This is a genomic window from Rosenbergiella australiborealis, from assembly GCF_018494035.1.
Classification (GTDB): domain Bacteria; phylum Pseudomonadota; class Gammaproteobacteria; order Enterobacterales; family Enterobacteriaceae; genus Rosenbergiella; species Rosenbergiella australiborealis.
Genome location: NZ_JABBFO010000002.1, coordinates 1 through 16,263 on the forward strand (window position 1 = coordinate 1; position 16,263 = coordinate 16,263).

The window sequence follows — 16,263 nt, forward strand, 5'->3', positions numbered from 1 at the left end:
CCCGGCATAGGTCTGCCGCGGGAAGGCCGTATCGTTTTCTGGCGTATCCTGGGTGCGCCAGACGACACCATCCACCGCAAGTAATGTCAGACCACACCAGTGTGGATGGGTGACGGAGTTGTGCCACAGCTGCGCCGTTTGGGTAAACACGCGGCGAACGGCATCACTTCCCAGGCGTTGACGAGCCTGGATAACCGCGCTGGGTGCAACGAAGGGCCGGTTGCCGGGGAGCATAATATCCAGCCGGTTCACGATTTGGTGGAGGGGTTCTTCGCGTTCGAGCGCCATGCCAATGATGCACCAGACCATCATTTCCAACGGGAGACGGCGTTTACGCAGGGTGACGGAACCTGATTCGGCCAGACAGCGGGAGACGAGCTAGGGATCCAGAACATCACCGAGAGAAGTCAGGGGGTTACGGGTAGAGTCGTAGCAGGAAACGAGTTCAAGAGCCTGAGCAATGCGCATAAAAAAATCCAGAAACGAAGAACGTTTCTGGATTTTTACACAGCCACTGGATCGTTCAACTGATCCTTAACTGATCGGCATTACCGCCTAAGCGGCTATTTTTTTACTGAACAGTGATAACACGTTGGGTATTTGTTGTTCCCGTCGCGCCCATCACATCCCCTTGAGTGACGATCACTAAATCACCGCGATGCAAGTAGCCCCGGGTTTTGAGGAGTTTTACGGCATCGTGCACAGCGAGTAAACCATCGCTATAACCCGAGATTGCCACAGGTGTAACACCACGGTAGAGCGCCGTGCTGTTTAATGTATCTTCATGTCGTGACAGTGCGAAGATAGGTAAACCTGATGTAATCCGCGAGGTCATTAATGCGGTACGTCCCGACTCCGTCATGGTTACAATCGCCGTGACGCCTTTAAGATGATTGGCCGCATACATCGCCGACATCGCAATCGCTTCTTCAATATTATCAAACTGAACGTCTAAACGATGGCGAGAAACATTCACTTTCGGTATTTTTTCTGCACCGATACACACATTGGCCATAGCTTGGACCGTTTCTGCTGGGTACTGGCCTGCTGCAGTTTCTGCAGAGAGCATTACCGCATCGGTACCATCTAACACGGCATTCGCGACATCCATGACTTCTGCACGAGTCGGCATCGGATTAGTGATCATCGATTCCATCATCTGCGTGGCAGTAATGCTGGCGCGATTGAGTTGACGTGCGCGACTGATTAAATTTTTCTGAATACCGACCAGCTCAGGATCACCAATCTCTACCCCTAAATCGCCCCTAGCGACCATCACAACGTCGCTGGCTAAGATAATATCATCCATCGCCTCTTGGGTTGCAACGGCCTCTGCACGCTCTACCTTGGCAACGATTTTTGCTTTACAGCCAGCTTCTTCCGCGAGTTGACGCGCATAACGTAAATCATCCCCACAGCGCGGAAAAGAGACGGCTAAGTAATCAACGCCTATTTTGGCAGCCGTAAGGATATCGGCTTTATCTTTCTCGGTAAGCGCCTGTGCGGAGAGCCCACCCCCTTGTTTATTAATTCCCTTGTTATTCGATAACGGGCCACCGACAGTCACCTCGGTTAAGATGCTATCACCTTCAACCGCGGTGACACGTAATTGAACGCGTCCATCATCAAGCAATAGAATGTCGTTGGGTTCGACATCTTGTGGTAGGGCTTTATAATCAATCCCAACCTGTTGGTGTGTGCCTTCGCCCTTATCTAATGCAGCATTTAAGGTAAAGGTGTCGCCCACATTGAGAAAAATTTTCCCATCGCGGAATGTTGAAATACGGATTTTCGGGCCTTGTAAATCACCAAGAATCGCGACATGGCGTGCTAATTTTTTGGCAATCGCTCTGACATTATTTGCTCGAGTAAGGTGGTCTTCAGCACTACCGTGGGAAAAATTCAGTCGAACGACGTTCGCTCCGGCAGCAATCACTCGTTCTAAATTATTTTCGCGATCCGTTGCCGGACCTAAAGTGGCAACAATTTTCGTTCTTCTAAGGCGTGTTGACATAGACAACTCCAGTAAGATCATAAGTAATGAACAATGCTTAGTCGTTGAGAACAGATACTGCACTCAATATCGCAGAAAACGATAAATGGGGGCAATCAATTTAAGGTACAACTTTGGGTACTCGCTTAACAACTCATCTACGCCATGACGAGAATCGTCAAGGATTTAGCAAAGCAAACGGTTTACCTCACTAAGCAAATCAACGTAAAGTGAGTAATAATATGAATTTAAGGGACTTCTTAACATAATTCGTTATCAGAGGTCAGAACGAGGAGAATAAAATGGCGTCAACGCAAACAGTTCAGGCTTGCGACCTGGTAATTTTCGGAGCCAAGGGTGATTTGGCACGTCGTAAGCTATTACCTTCGTTATACCAGTTGGAAAAAGCGGGTCAAATCAATGAACAAACGAAAATTATCGGTGTAGGCCGTGCTGAGTGGGATAAAGCAGCTTATACCCAAGAGGTTGATAAAGCGCTAAAGACCTTTATGAAAGAGGACATCGATCCGGAAATTTGGGCGAAATTGAGCGCCCGTTTGGATTTCTGTAATTTGGATGTCAATGAGTCCGCACATTTTAGTAAGTTAGCCAAGTTGCTTGACCAAAAAAACCGAGTCACAGTTAACTATTTCGCTATGCCACCAGGTACTTTTGGTGCGATATGTAAAGGGTTAGGTCAAGCTAAACTCAATGCAAAACCTGCCCGTGTTGTGATGGAGAAGCCACTCGGTACGTCGCTTGAGACATCCCAAGAAATTAATGATAGCGTCGGTGAGTTTTTCGATGAAAGCCAAGTTTTCCGAATTGACCACTATTTAGGGAAAGAGACGGTACTGAATTTATTAGCCTTACGCTTTGCGAACTCTATTTTCGTCAATAATTGGGATAATAAAACGATCGATCACGTGCAAATTACTGTTGCAGAAGAAGTCGGGATTGAAGGGCGTTGGGGTTACTTTGATAAAGCAGGTCAAATGCGTGACATGGTTCAGAACCACTTGTTACAAGTATTGACGATGATTGCGATGTCACCGCCTTCTGACTTGACGGCAGCGAGTATTCGCGATGAGAAAATTAAAGTCCTACGCTCTTTGCGCAAGATTGATCACACCAACGTCCGTGAGAAAACGGTACGTGGTCAATATACAGCGGGCTTTGTTCAAGGTAAAAAAGTACCGGGTTACCTCGATGAAGAAGGGGCAAATAAAACCAGTTCAACTGAAACCTTTGTCGCTATTCGCGTAGATATCGATAACTGGCGCTGGGCAGGGGTACCGTTCTACTTACGTACTGGGAAAAGATTGCCCGCGAAGTGTTCCGAAGTTGTGGTCTATTTCAAAAACCCAGAAATGAACTTGTTTAAAGAGTCTTATACCCAACTGCCTCAGAATAAGCTGACGATTCGTTTACAGCCGGACGAAGGTGTGGATATCGAAATTCTGAATAAAGTCCCTGGTCTGGATCATAAGCACAAGCTGCAAACTACCAAACTGGATCTGAGTTTCTCGCAGACCTTTAACGAAAGTCATCTGGCAGATGCCTATGAACGGTTGTTACTGGAGTCAATGCGCGGTATTCAAGCACTCTTTGTTCATCGGGATGAGGTTGAAGCGGCATGGACATGGGTTGACTCGATTATTGATGCTTGGGAAAAAGATGGCGAATCAGCGAAGCCATATCAAGCGGGAACGTGGGGACCTGTTGCCTCTGTGGCGATGATTACTCGTGATGGTCGTTCGTGGAACGAGTCTGAAACACCTCTTGAGTAAATCAATGACCGCCAGCGAATGCTGGCGGTTAACGATTATTTCCCGTCTGTCACTTTAACCGCGGCAGCACTTTTCAGTGCGCTAGCAACAGCTTGTTCAATCGTGTCGTGCTGTGCTAGAGCAACGCCAAGACGTCTGCGACCTGCAATTTGCGGTTTAGCGAAAAGGCGGAGTTGTTGGCCTTCTTTTAAGGCCTCGCTAAGTCCGGAGAATTGAATCGTATCGCTGACCAGTTCCGGTAAAATAACCGCTGAAGCGGCTGGCCCATATTGGCGAATGTGGCCAATAGGTAAACCAAGAAAAGCTCTAACATGTAAAGCGAACTCAGAAAGGTCTTGAGAAATCAGGGTGACCATACCTGTATCATGTGGACGTGGCGACACTTCACTGAAGATCACCTCATCACCTCGTACGAATAATTCAACCCCGAATAATCCATAACCGGACAGGGCGGTAACCACTTTACGCGCGATGTCTTGTGCGCGTTCAAGCGCTAATGCACTCATTTGCTGAGGCTGCCAAGACTCACGGTAATCACCGTCTTCTTGACGATGACCAATTGGGGCACAAAAATGAATACCATCTACAGCGCTAATAGTGAGAAGGGTGATTTCAAAATCGAAGTCGACTAATCCTTCAATAATCACACGACCTGCGCCAGCTCGGCCACCAAGTTGTGCATACTGCCAGGCAGCCTCGCACTCGTCTTGGTGACGGATGAGACTTTGCCCCTTACCTGAAGAGCTCATGACAGGTTTAATAAAACACGGCAAGCCAATATCTTTGACGGCCTCAATAAATTCCTGCTTTTGCGTAGCAAACTGATACGCAGATGTTGGTAGTCCCAGTTGCTCAGCCGCTAATTGGCGAATGCCTTCTCGATTCATGGTAATTTGAGTGGCGCGCGCGCAAGGGACAACCTTTAGCCCCTCAGCCTCGAGTTGTACCAGTTTAGCGGTTGCAATGGCTTCTATTTCCGGCACGATAAAATCGGGTTGTTCTTGGTTAATGATGGCTTCAAGTGCCTGTCCATCAAGCATATCAATCACGTGGGAGCGATGTGCGATATGCATAGCCGGTGCATCGGCATAGCGGTCCACGCCGATCACTTCCACGCCAAGACGTTGGCACTCTATTGCCACTTCTTTCCCTAATTCACCACAGCCCAATAACATCACTTTTGTTGCATTAGCGCGTAATGCGGTGCCGAACGTAAGCATAATGTATTTCCTAGTCTTAATGAGTCAATCGGTGATAAGTCTAAACGAAAACGATTGCGTTAGCACGAGTGAAGTGTTGAAAAGGGGGAGTAGTTAAAGCGTAAGAAAACATGCGATACTGTCCATTCATCACTTTCTACCTCGGTATCTACGCCATGACTAATAGCCCTCAAGCTCGCCGTATTCCTTATATCCATCAAAATCACGGCGAGGAACGCTATGATGAGTTTGCATGGCTGCGAGATGACGAGCGAAGTGATCAAGACGTCATTGACTATCTTATTGCAGAGAACCGTTGGTGTGAGCAACAGCTTGCCCCATTATCTGCACTGCAAGAGACACTTTATGCAGAAATGACAGCAAGGATCCCGGGTAATGATCATTCTGTCCCTTTTTTAAAGGCCGGCTATTGGTATCAGCAACGTTATCAACAAGGTGATGACTATCCACGGTGGGTATGGCGTAAAGATAACAGTCAGGCACAGTGGCGAACATTACTGGATTGCAATATTCGAGCGCGTGATGCCGAATATTATGAATTAGGGGCATTGGAGATTACGGCGGATCACCGTTATATGGCCGTAACGGAAGATTATCTGTCTCGACGTGAATATACGTTACGTATTAAGGATCTTCGTGAGCAAAAATGGTTACCTACTGTTATTGAAGGACTTTCCCCATCTATTGTCTGGGCTAATGACGGGCAGACGCTATTTTATATTAAGCAAGATCCGCAAACTTTATTACCTTGGCAAGTCTGGCGACATCAATTGGGTAACGATCCTTCCCAAGATACCCTTATTTACGAAGAGCATGATGATAGCTTCTATGTCAGTCTGACCAGTAGTAGCTCTGAACAACGCTTATTTATTTTATTGGATAGCTCTACGGTCAGCGAAGCGTGGGCTATTGATGCCAACAATCCCCATTTACCCCCGTGCTGTGTTTTGGAACGCCGTGCTAATCATGAATACAGCATTGACCATTTTGAAGAACACTATTTTATCCGCTCGAACCGTGACGGTATCAATTTTGGTCTTTATCGTTGCACGCAAGATGATACATCGGAACAGAATTGGCATGAGGTGATCCCGGCAAAAAAAGATCGTATTCTCGAAGATTTTCAGTTGTTCAACGATTGGTTAGTTACTGAAGAACGTGAACAAGGAATCATCCAACTATGCCAATATTCGTTGCATAACGGTCAGCGCTATACGCTTCCAAAACAGGCGGAGAACGGCGTGGTGTGGATTGGTCATAATCCTGAAGTGAATACTACCCGATTGCGTTTCGGCTATAGCAGCCTGACAACACCGACAACGACTTACGAGTGGGATCTGAATACTCATCAATTACAGCGATTAAAGCAAGTTCAAATTCCTCTTTACGATGAACATGCTTATCAAAGTGACTGGCGGTGGTTGACCATGCGTGATGGAGTGAAAGTCCCTGTTTCTTTAGTCTGGCGTCGTGATTGCCTTGAACCGGGAAAAAATCCACTACTCGTTTATGGATATGGTGCTTACGGGGCAGTATTAGAGGCTGATTTTAGTTTTACCCGGCAAAGCCTGCTGGATAGAGGTTTTATTTACGCAATGGTCCATGTACGCGGTGGCGGTGAGCTCGGTCGTGCTTGGTATGATGTCGGACGCCTTCAATACAAAATGAATAGCTTCAATGACTTCATTGATGCGACACAACAATTACTGCAACAGGGAATGGGAGATAGCAAACGTTGTTATGCCATGGGAGGCAGTGCAGGGGGGTTATTGGTTGCTGGAGTCAGTAATTTAGCCCCCACTCTGTTTCACGGTATCCTCGCTCAGGTGCCGTTTGTCGATGTGGTGAGTACAATGTTAGACGAATCGATTCCTCTCACCACCGGAGAGTACGAAGAGTGGGGAAATCCGAATATCAAAGAAGATTACGAGGTCATTCGGACCTATAGCCCTTATGACAATGTCTGCGAGCAGGCCTACCCACATTTATTCGTCACTACGGGTCTGCATGACTCACAAGTCCAGTATTGGGAGCCTGCGAAATGGGTGGCTAAACTCAGAAAAATGAAAACTGATGCTCATCAGTTGTTGCTCTATACCGATCTGGATGCGGGGCATGGTGGTAAATCGGGACGTTACCAAGCGTATGTTGATATCGCCCGTGAATGTAGTTTTCTGATTGGCCTCGCGACAGGAGAATGGCCTAAGTCTTAAGTTTTGGCTCGTAGGGTAATCGTGACAACGTCACAGAAAGTTGACGGTAATCCATGAGTTTTTGTTGAAAATGGGCGCGCAGTGCAGCAGGTTGTTCATTTTCAACATGGACAGGGACAACAGGCATATTATAGCGTTCTTTAAACGCGACACCGGCTGCCGCTAATTCGGTGTTTAGTCGGTCTTTGTCCTCTGAACTGAGTTCAGCGAGATTATAAGTCATAATGATAGTTGATTCCTTTTGGACGGAAAAGCACCTGAAGTGAATGCTATTCTTTGCCACCTATTTACGGCATTTGCTACACTTTACAATCAGTCATATGGCGCATTTATTATTACGAATTTAAGGCATTATTCCAATGAAAAAACTGCTTTTTGTGTTATTACTTGCCATCGTCAGTGGACAATCCTTTGCTTCCGAAGTGATTACCGTCAGTCGGCGTGAAATAGGTAAGCAACAGTGGCCGTTAACCCGTGAAGAGATCATGCTAAGCTGCGATAAAGACGGCGGATTATTTGCGATTAATGATAGTACTTTGATGCAATACCCCCTGAATGCGATTGCCCAACGACGCGTAGAGAGCAAGCAAATCCAGGGTCAATCTATTACGGTTATTCAAGCTGATGATAAGCAACATCCGGGACAAAAAATGGATCTCACGCCATTAATTACCCGCGCACAAGCGTTATGTGACGCTTAGATAAGCGACTCCCTTAACAGCAAAGACTTACCGCAGCACTTACTGTTGAGGGATGTTGGTCGTTAATAGATTTATCTTTATTATATTCTTGATCTGAAACAAGTATTTATAGGTTATACCTCACTAGATTTTCCTTTAGTCAGTAAAATTAGCGCAAAGTCAGTTAAGACTCTATTTCTTTATCTTTACGCTCATTCACGGCTAAGGGGAACATATGCCATCTAAAATAAATTGTAAAATTATCATTTGGGCAACACTGTTAGCAGGCTTTATGAGCTCATTAGTGAAATGGGGCTCAGAGGTTAATATGCCGCCACGTGTAGCGGGAGAAATTTCTCCACCGGGGGCCCATATTGATGCGTGGTTAGGCTGGGCGGGCATCAATCAACATTCACTGGATTATATCTATCAAGGTAATTCTGTGTTGGGGGCGGTGACTCTCTACCATTGGTTATTTAGCTTTGCATTTGCTTTTGTTTATGTCGCCGGCGCATATTATTGGCCGAAAATCCGTTTAGGCTATGGTGCAGTCTATGGCATAGTGATAACGGTCGCTATGCACGGTTTCCTCATCCCTGCGCTAGGCTTTCGTAACCCGGTTTATGATGAAGGAAAAACAGGGTGGTTATGGAACCTTAATGGCTATGAATTATGGAGTGAAATTCTAGGTCATATCTACTGGTCGGTCAGTATTGAAGTCTGTTTAATCGCTATCTTAGCCTACTACGCAAAACCGATAAAAGGATCATGGCGTTAAGAGGATAGTAATGACACCGACTCCTATTCGGTGTCATTGCCTGAATATTAAGGTTTCGCCGGCGCAGGGGTTGATGGTCCCGATTCTTCGAGCTTTTCCCCATTTTTCTCTTTTTCCTTAATCTCTTTTTGTACCCATGCCCGGTCTGCGTCCGTCAATTCCGACGCGTGGCTGTTGCTACTACTGAGTAACCAGTAAAGCAGAGCAAGTTGCGTAAGCCGTGCACCACCACTTCCTGCACGGGTATTAATGGCATTTTTTAGGCGTTGCGAGGGGGCCTGTTGACTCAGTGGGCGATAGTTCTCGGCACCGGGTATGCCTCTTTGTCCGGGTGACGTTGTTGCATTCGGTGTTGTCGTTGGTGGAGTGGATGAAGGGGGAGTTGTTGCCGCGACAGGTTTATTCGGCGTTTGCCGCTTAAACATTTTCGAGGAGCCGAAACCTTTTGATGAGAAAGAACGTGCTTCACTCAATGCAGGGACGGTCATCATAATGACAGGGAGTAAAATAAGTAGAGGTCGGGCTATTGTTTTCATTGTTGTTCCCAAAAGGTAAATAAAGACGCCTTGCAAAGCGTTAACAGAGGTCTTGGACGGCAAAGTGCACGAGAATTATACCAAGAGATCGGCTGAGATCCGGGGATCGCAATGTAAAGAATCACAAGGAACCCCATCAGTTGGGATAGCACTTACATAACTATAGTTTTATTTACATTTGTAATTCCCCCCTCAGGTGAAGAGGGGGCGGTATTGCTGATTTACTTGAAAAGTGGACCGTTTCGCGCCAATTCTCTCGGAAGACTATTTTTGATGCGTTGGTTCACCACTTTCGCCAGACCAAGGACTTGCTGCTGATAGCTGAGTAAGCATTCGCCTTTCGGTAATGGGCTATTTGGATAAATATCGCGTCCTCTATACCACTCTGCGGCTTCTTCTGCACTGAGAGCTAGGGTTGATGGGGTCGGTTTGGCCAGCGCAATGATTGCTTCGTGATGCCAACGGTACCCTTTATTATGAATGTCCGCTAATCGAAAACCAAGTCGAGAGAATTTAACCTTATTCATTAATGGTTCAACTAATTTCGGAAAAAGCCACAATTCGTTATCTCGTTGCCAGAGATTGAGCCTATCATCCCAAGTAATACCTACGCTTTCGGCCAGTTGTGTGACTTGTTGGGCTATTAATCGTGATACCGGCTGAAAAGGAAGCTTACCTATTTTATAGCTTGGAAGCGGTAATGGTGTGACAGAGGCTGTTTTACGTAAACTCGCGACAAAAAAACCTTCACTGTCAAAGCGTTGAGGAAATATATGCAAAAAGCCCTCTGCCGTCACGACAGACTCGGCGCCAGGGAAAAGGTCATGTAACGACTCTATGGTAACGGCATCAGGGAATTGTGCTAAAAGTGAAGCCACTACCTGTTGGTTTTCAATTTGGTTTAGAGTGCAGGTGGAATAAATTAATCGCCCACCGGGTTTCAACGCATGAAAGGCGCTGAATAATAGCTCTCGCTGAGTTTGGGCAATTTCATGAGTGCTTTCCAGACTCCATTGGGAAAATGCCTGTGGATCTTTGCGGATAACCCCTTCGCCTGAGCAAGGCGCATCAAGTAAAATAGCGTCAAATTGCTCTGGGAGTGCCGCCCCAAATACACGTGCATCAAAGTGCGTTAATACGCTATTTGTGACGCCACAGCGGCTTAGATTGGCATGCAGCACTTTCACTCGACTGGCGGCATACTCATTAGCAATGATCAATCCATGATTCGCCATGTTGGCGGCAATCTGCGTGGTTTTTGATCCTGGTGCCGCAGCCATATCCATAAGAGTGAGAGGGCGTTCTTCTCCTGCAAAAAGCGCCGTTACGGGGAGCATTGAGCTGGGTTCTTGAATATAAAAAAGACCACTAAGATGCTCAGCATAACTGCCCAAAGGGATCTGCTCATCATTTAAAACGACCCAGAATCCTTCTTGACACCAAGGCACCGGTGTTAATTCCCAAGGGTGCTCAGCGGTTAAGACTAGAAAATTTTCAACGCTTATTTTTAAGGTATTGACACGTATCGCGCGACGCAAAGGGCGTTGACTGATTGCGATAAAATCTGCGAAATCGTTTTCATCGGGAAGCGCTTGGTGCATTAACTCAAGAAATTGGGGAGGGAAATTGATAACTTCAGCACTCACAATAGGATCCATCGGGGTTAAAAATACAGTGTAACATGAACACGGGCAGAGATTCTGCCCGTGGCTAAGAATTACTCTTGGCGAGGAATTGCGGTTCCCCATTTTTGCCAACCGTCAGGCGCTTCATTACGTAACAAGAAGTGCTTGTTTGGTTCGGCGTCAGGAGCAAGCGGAACAGTAGGTGGGGTAGCAAATTGGATACCACCACGAATAAATTGCTGTAATGTCCCGGTTTTCACTACGCCACCTGTTAGCCCAAAATCGAGAGAGTAACCCGATGCTAACCAGAACACAGAGTTATTACGGACTAAGTGTTGGTAGCGGGTGCTGATACGCATGGCAATCTCAACACGATCAGCTAATGCTCCCAGTGAGGTACCGGTGACGGTACCGACTTCAACCCCACGGTATAGTACGGGCGTACCTACCGTTAGTGTCCCTGCATCGGGAGCATCGACGTAGATATTTAGACCATCTAAATAGCGGGAGTCAGTAATCGTATCTTCTTGTAATTCAAAATTACGGCGTAAACTTCCTGTTCCTGGATCAACGTTCACGTAGGGCTGTAGTAAAGATTCTAAATGGTTCACTCCGGTGGCGGAAATTTCGGGAGAGATCACTGAGAACTGGCTACCACTACGCGCAAAATATTGGTCGTATTCCGGGTAGAGAACCGCTTTTGCCTCCACTTGATGAAGATTCTCACTCAGCGATAGGCTCTCAACTTGACCAATATTAATCCCCAGATACTTAATAGGCATACCGGCTGATAGTTTACTGCCATCAAAAGTGTGGAAAATAATTTGGCTCCCCACTGCGTTTGCGGCGTTGCGGCTAGCAAATAACTCTCGATAATTCCCTTGTTGTTTGGTGACACCCGGAAGATTATCAAAACTGATAGCCCCCTTCAGAGCACGATTTAAAGGGGTGGCTTGAACCGTAATTCCACTAGTATTTAATTGAACTCGTGCCCCACCTTCAGCCCAAAAGACGGTATTATCACTGATGAGTTTTCGATACTCTGGTGTGATATGTACGGAGACAATAAAGTGATTAGCATTGGGGGTAATATCAACGATTTCACCAACTTGGAAACGGCGATACAGCACCACGCTACCAGCCTGGATATCCGGTAATTCAGAGGCTTTCAGTTTTAAGGTAATTGAGGGTTTATCCCCTTGTGTTCTATCCCTTGCGGCATCATCATCCGCATACAGTGGATAGTGTTCATTGGGCTTACCTTGACTTCCGGCATTGAGACGAATTCCACCTTGAATCCATTGTTGCGGGGGTGCCCCAATCAGTTTTATACCGTCGAGTCCCATACGGATGCGAATTTGACTATCAGCGATAAATTGCGTATCTGCATGGATAAAATGACGGTATTGCGGTGCAACGAGCACCTTAAAAGTGACACCGTGATCGGTTAATGCTCTTTGAGCGACATTACCAATAGGAACGCCATTGAGGATCAGCGGTTGACCGGCATCGATACCGTAACTCTGCGGGGCAGTGAGTTCCACAGCCAAACTATTTGGAGCTTGAAGGAGTGATTGACTAGCGGGTAAAACCGTAAATTCTGTCGCCGCATCGCCTTCACCCGGTATTAATTGAAGGTAAGTGCCTGTAATCAGCGCCCCTACTGAAAGATTACCGCTTTGTAAACTGGGTTGGCGCATCTCAATGCGTGTTCCGGTACGCATTAATCCTACTACACTCGGATCTACGGTTAATTCTCCAGTAATATGTTGTTTGTCCGTTAGGGTAATATGGGTGAGAGTACCCACTTGTAACCCTTGGTACATGAGGGCGGTAGAACCTGCGCTTAGGTTATCGGCACTAGGGAGCTTTAATGTGAAATTCACACCGCGTTGGCTTTCGGCTAGATTGGGGTATAACTCGTAGCGATCTTGGTTTTCAGCCGCTGGGGAATCTGCCGGGGAGTCAAAGGCAATCGCGCCATTAATCAACGCAGGAACACTGGTGAGATCAACGTTCAGTCCAGAGGCACCGAGTTTGGCTTGTAAGCCTGAAACATTCCAAAACCGGCTGTTTTTCTTGACCAACTGTGTATAGCGTCTTTCAATTAATACGTCGATTAATACCCCTTTACCCTGAGGGGCAAAGCTGTAATCAAAGACTCTTCCCACAGGGACTTTTTCATAATAGACCTGAGAGCCGGTATTCAGTGAGGCAAGATCATTGGCATGAAGTTGAATAATTAGCCCGCCATTATTGACTATATTTTTCGGTTGACTGTCGGAGGCCGTAAAACTGTATGTACTTTCCCCATCCCCCGGCATCATTCCAATGTAGTTACCGCCAACTAAAGCATCTAATCCCGATACGCCAGCGAGTGAAGCCTGTGGCGTCACCAACCAAAATTTTGTATTGGTACGCAAAGCATCTTTCATACTACTTTTGATGCTCGCTTTAATTTTGATCACTCGGTAGTTATCTGTTAGGACAATATCTTGCACCGTACCGATTTCTACGCCTTGATAGCGAATGGGTGTACGTCCAGGAACAATCCCATCAGCCGTGTGGAAATCGATAGTAATTGTCGTCCCACTTTCTTGATAATTCTTCCACAATAGCCACCCTGTTATCAGGACGGCCACGAGCGGAAGAAACCAAAATGGTGAGAGACGGCGCTTGTTTTTAACCGTGGCGCTAATCGGTGTATTCGGCGTTTCCTGTTGCATGAGCATCCCAGAGTAAGCGGCTATCGAGCCATTCTACGGATAGAATGGTAAGAAAAACAGCGGAACCAAAATAAACCGCAGCTGGTCCCATAGTAAAAGCAAGAAGTTGGTCACGGTCGACCAATGACATCATTAATGAAATAACGAAAAGGTCGAGCATAGACCAGCGGCCAATCCATTTTACGGCTCTTAATAGGCGGATTCGTGTTTTAAGCCCTTGCTCGCAGCGAGCGTGAATACTTATCAGTAAAGCCAGTAATACAATAACTTTACTTACCGGAACAAGAATACTTGCCGTAAAAACGACCATAGCAACCGGAATGTTTCCACTGGCTAGAGAGACAATACCTGAAAAAATCGTATCATCTTGGCGAGCGCCATTGAGATAAATAATGGAGATAGGCAGTAGGTTTGCCGGAAAGAGTAAGATAATAGCACTGATGAGTGCAGCCCAAGACTTTTGTAAGCTATGCGGGAGACGCGGTGTCATTTTTATATGGCAACGGGGGCACCGGCCTTGATGGTCACTTGACCCACTGTAATGGCAATGGATACAGCATTTTACTTCATCAGGACGAAGTGCTTGCCGAGGCTGAGGATAAAATTTTTCCCATAGCCGACCGACATCAAGATGGATAACCAAAAGAATATAGAGTAGCGTCAGACTGACAAAAGCAAGCATTCCATAACCGATAAAAATATCGGCATAGTCTTTAACTTTTATTGCTGCTACGCTTACACCAATAAGATAAATATCAAACATTATCCATTCTTTCAGCTTATCAATAGCCAGCAAAACTGGGCGTAGGTTCATCCCCAGTTGTCGACCGACGAGTAGATAGAGAAGGCTGAGTGCAAATGCTAAAGGCGTGGCGATGATGCAAAAACTGACCATTGCAGCGGTAATAATATCCCCCTGCTGAACCATCTGCATAATACCCGCAACGAGACTGGCACTAATGGTCATCCCCAGTAGACGGATTTGAATGAGGGGGAGGCTCCACGCCATTGGCATCAAACACAGCATTAAAGCGGCAAGACAGCAGATCCTCGCAAAAGACCAATCTTGCCCTCGGGCAATTTTCGCTCTACAACACGGACAATAAGCCGTTTGACCCGATTTGAGCACAGGACGGTGAAAAATATGATCACACTCCGCACACCGATGAAGATCGGTATAGGTATCCGGCGTTCTGATAGCGGTAATTTTCATAGTTGGCTATCGGTAATTATCGTTACAAAGCATAAAATTTTCATTGTTCACTAAGTGAGTCTGCTATAGTCGTTGAAAGCGTAATGTATCAGAAGTTCCCTGAGTAAGAATATAAGCATAGTTGAGTGTATTCCTATGTCTATTTCTTTCGTCGTTTGGGGGTGCTGTTCGCGAATATTTCAATTTTACTTTATGGTTGGAAAATGAGTAAGTCAGAATTTTATCAAGATTTGTCCCAAGATTTGAATGCATTAAACAGTGGCGAAACTGCATTTCTACCAGTGTTAGCTAATTTTAGTGCTTTACTGTTTGAGCGAATGTCTGGGCTGAATTGGGTGGGGTTTTATCTACTGACTGAAAAGGAAACCTTAGTTTTAGGTCCTTTTCAAGGTAAGGTGGCATGTGTACGTATTCCGGTGGGTAAAGGGGTATGCGGCAGTGCAGTCGCAACGGGAACTGTGCAGCGCGTTGCCGATGTTCACCAATTTAGTGGGCATATTGCTTGTGATTCTGCCAGTAATAGCGAAATTGTATTACCCATACGTTTAAATGGTCAGATTATTGGTGTTTTAGACATTGACAGCCCTAATTATTCTCATTTTGATGAGCAAGACGAAGTAGGTTTAGAACTCGTTGTGAGGACGCTTGAGACCCTTTTGTCAGCCACTGAGATTTCTCTTTTTTTACAACAATTAAAAGGTAATTTCGCTGAGGCATAGCAATTAGCGCTGTAGTCATTATAATGTCGCGTGTTCATGCCTGCGTTGGTCGGCAAAACCGTTGTAATCAGGAAATTTCATGGAAAATCAACCTAAGTTGAGTAGTAGTAAAGAAGTCATTGCATACCTTTCACAGCAATTTCCAAGCTGTTTTATTGCAGAAGGTGAAGCAAAGCCGTTAAAAATCGGCATTTTTCAGGATTTAGTCGAACGTATTCCGGCTGAAATGAGCTTGAGTAAAACTCAACTTCGTTCAGCGCTGCGTGTCTATACTTCTAGCTGGCGTTATTTGTACGGTATCAAAGCGGGCGCTACCCGTGTCGATCTTGATGGTAACGCATGTGGAACGCTGGAAGAGCAACATGTTGAGCATGCTCGCCAACAACTTGAAGAGGCGAAAGCCCGTGTTGCCGCTCATCGTGCTAAGCAACGTAGCGAAGCTAAAGCTGATGAGACAAACAAGACTGAACGCCGTCCGCGCAAGCCAACGCCTCGCAAACCTGCGACACCAGGTGTCACTAACGCAGAGTCAAAGCCTCGCAAACCGAAGAGCGATTCGCGTCAACCGCGTGCTGTTGAAGGTAAGCCCGTTACTGATCTTTCAGTACTCAAAGTTGGTCAACCTATTCGCGTTAAAGCAGGTCTAAGTGCCGTCGAGGCTACTGTTCTTGAAATCTCCAAAGAGGGAGTTCGAGTACAACTAGCATCAGGACTGGCAATGATTGTACGCCCAGAACATTTGCAGTTCTGAAACGGAGAGTGACCCAGGC

The 16,263-nt window shown here is 46.2% G+C and carries 13 protein-coding genes and 1 pseudogene; 6 read left to right on the top strand and 8 right to left on the bottom strand.

The features are described 5' to 3' along the window. Together HGT73_RS02535 and pyk are read right to left on the bottom strand one after the other, a co-directional pair. Positions 1-468, bottom strand: a pseudogene (locus tag HGT73_RS02535) (transposase domain-containing protein); the annotation flags it as partial. 103 nt (positions 469-571) lie between these two features. Beyond that, positions 572-2,014, bottom strand: a complete 1,443-nt coding sequence (gene pyk, locus HGT73_RS02540) for a pyruvate kinase (protein WP_214212107.1) — start codon at positions 2,012-2,014, stop codon at positions 572-574. A gap of 281 nt (positions 2,015-2,295) precedes the next feature. On the opposite strand from pyk, the gene zwf reads away from it, so the two are divergent. Further along, entirely contained in the window at positions 2,296-3,783 is a 1,488-nt protein-coding gene (gene zwf / locus HGT73_RS02545) for a glucose-6-phosphate dehydrogenase (protein ID WP_214212108.1), read from the top strand. Positions 3,784-3,818: 35 nt separating this feature from the next. Here the strand turns inward: zwf and purT are convergent, their stop codons facing one another. After that, positions 3,819-5,003, bottom strand: coding sequence for a formate-dependent phosphoribosylglycinamide formyltransferase (gene purT, locus HGT73_RS02550; RefSeq protein WP_214212109.1), 1,185 nt, complete (start codon positions 5,001-5,003; stop codon positions 3,819-3,821). Between the two features lie 155 nt (positions 5,004-5,158). Here purT and HGT73_RS02555 point away from each other — a divergent pair, with 155 nt between their 5' ends. Then, positions 5,159-7,216 (top strand): S9 family peptidase, encoded by a 2,058-nt coding sequence (locus HGT73_RS02555; protein WP_214212110.1) that lies wholly within the window; start codon positions 5,159-5,161, stop codon positions 7,214-7,216. On the opposite strand, the gene HGT73_RS02560 is transcribed toward HGT73_RS02555, so the two are convergent. Next, positions 7,206-7,439, bottom strand: coding sequence for a DNA polymerase III subunit theta (locus tag HGT73_RS02560; protein WP_214212111.1), 234 nt, complete (start codon positions 7,437-7,439; stop codon positions 7,206-7,208). The two genes, HGT73_RS02555 and HGT73_RS02560, sit on opposite strands and share 11 nt — an antisense overlap. Positions 7,440-7,575: 136 nt before the next feature. Between HGT73_RS02560 and HGT73_RS02565 the strand changes: the two genes are divergently transcribed. Continuing rightward, positions 7,576-7,917, top strand: a complete 342-nt coding sequence (locus HGT73_RS02565; RefSeq protein WP_214212112.1) for a YebY family protein — start codon at positions 7,576-7,578, stop codon at positions 7,915-7,917. Between the two features lie 214 nt (positions 7,918-8,131). After that, a complete protein-coding gene (locus HGT73_RS02570; protein WP_214212113.1) occupies positions 8,132-8,674 on the top strand; it encodes a YagU family protein in 543 nt (180 codons plus the stop codon). A gap of 47 nt (positions 8,675-8,721) precedes the next feature. Here the strand turns inward: HGT73_RS02570 and HGT73_RS02575 are convergent, their stop codons facing one another. The 4 genes from HGT73_RS02575 to yebS all read right to left on the bottom strand — a co-directional run bounded on the left by HGT73_RS02575 (position 8,722) and on the right by yebS (position 14,774). Beyond that, positions 8,722-9,210, bottom strand: a complete 489-nt coding sequence (locus HGT73_RS02575) for a hypothetical protein (RefSeq protein ID WP_214212114.1) — start codon at positions 9,208-9,210, stop codon at positions 8,722-8,724. Positions 9,211-9,431: 221 nt separating this feature from the next. Beyond that, complete coding sequence (gene rsmF / locus HGT73_RS02580; protein ID WP_214212115.1) at positions 9,432-10,868, bottom strand: 16S rRNA (cytosine(1407)-C(5))-methyltransferase RsmF; 1,437 nt, start codon at positions 10,866-10,868, stop codon at positions 9,432-9,434. Positions 10,869-10,927: 59 nt separating this feature from the next. Beyond that, positions 10,928-13,561, bottom strand: coding sequence for a PqiB family protein (locus HGT73_RS02585; RefSeq protein WP_214212116.1), 2,634 nt, complete (start codon positions 13,559-13,561; stop codon positions 10,928-10,930). Further along, positions 13,530-14,774, bottom strand: a complete 1,245-nt coding sequence (yebS, locus tag HGT73_RS02590; protein WP_214212117.1) for a membrane integrity lipid transport subunit YebS — start codon at positions 14,772-14,774, stop codon at positions 13,530-13,532. Before yebS ends, HGT73_RS02585 begins: the two co-directional genes overlap by 32 nt. Positions 14,775-14,977: 203 nt before the next feature. Here yebS and HGT73_RS02595 point away from each other — a divergent pair, with 203 nt between their 5' ends. Next, positions 14,978-15,493 carry a GAF domain-containing protein gene (locus HGT73_RS02595; protein ID WP_214212118.1) on the top strand — a complete coding sequence of 172 codons (516 nt, stop codon included), beginning with the start codon at positions 14,978-14,980 and terminating at the stop codon, positions 15,491-15,493. 79 nt (positions 15,494-15,572) lie between these two features. Next, positions 15,573-16,244, top strand: coding sequence for an RNA chaperone ProQ (gene proQ, locus HGT73_RS02600; protein WP_214212119.1), 672 nt, complete (start codon positions 15,573-15,575; stop codon positions 16,242-16,244). The last annotated feature ends 19 nt before the right edge of the window (positions 16,245-16,263 follow it).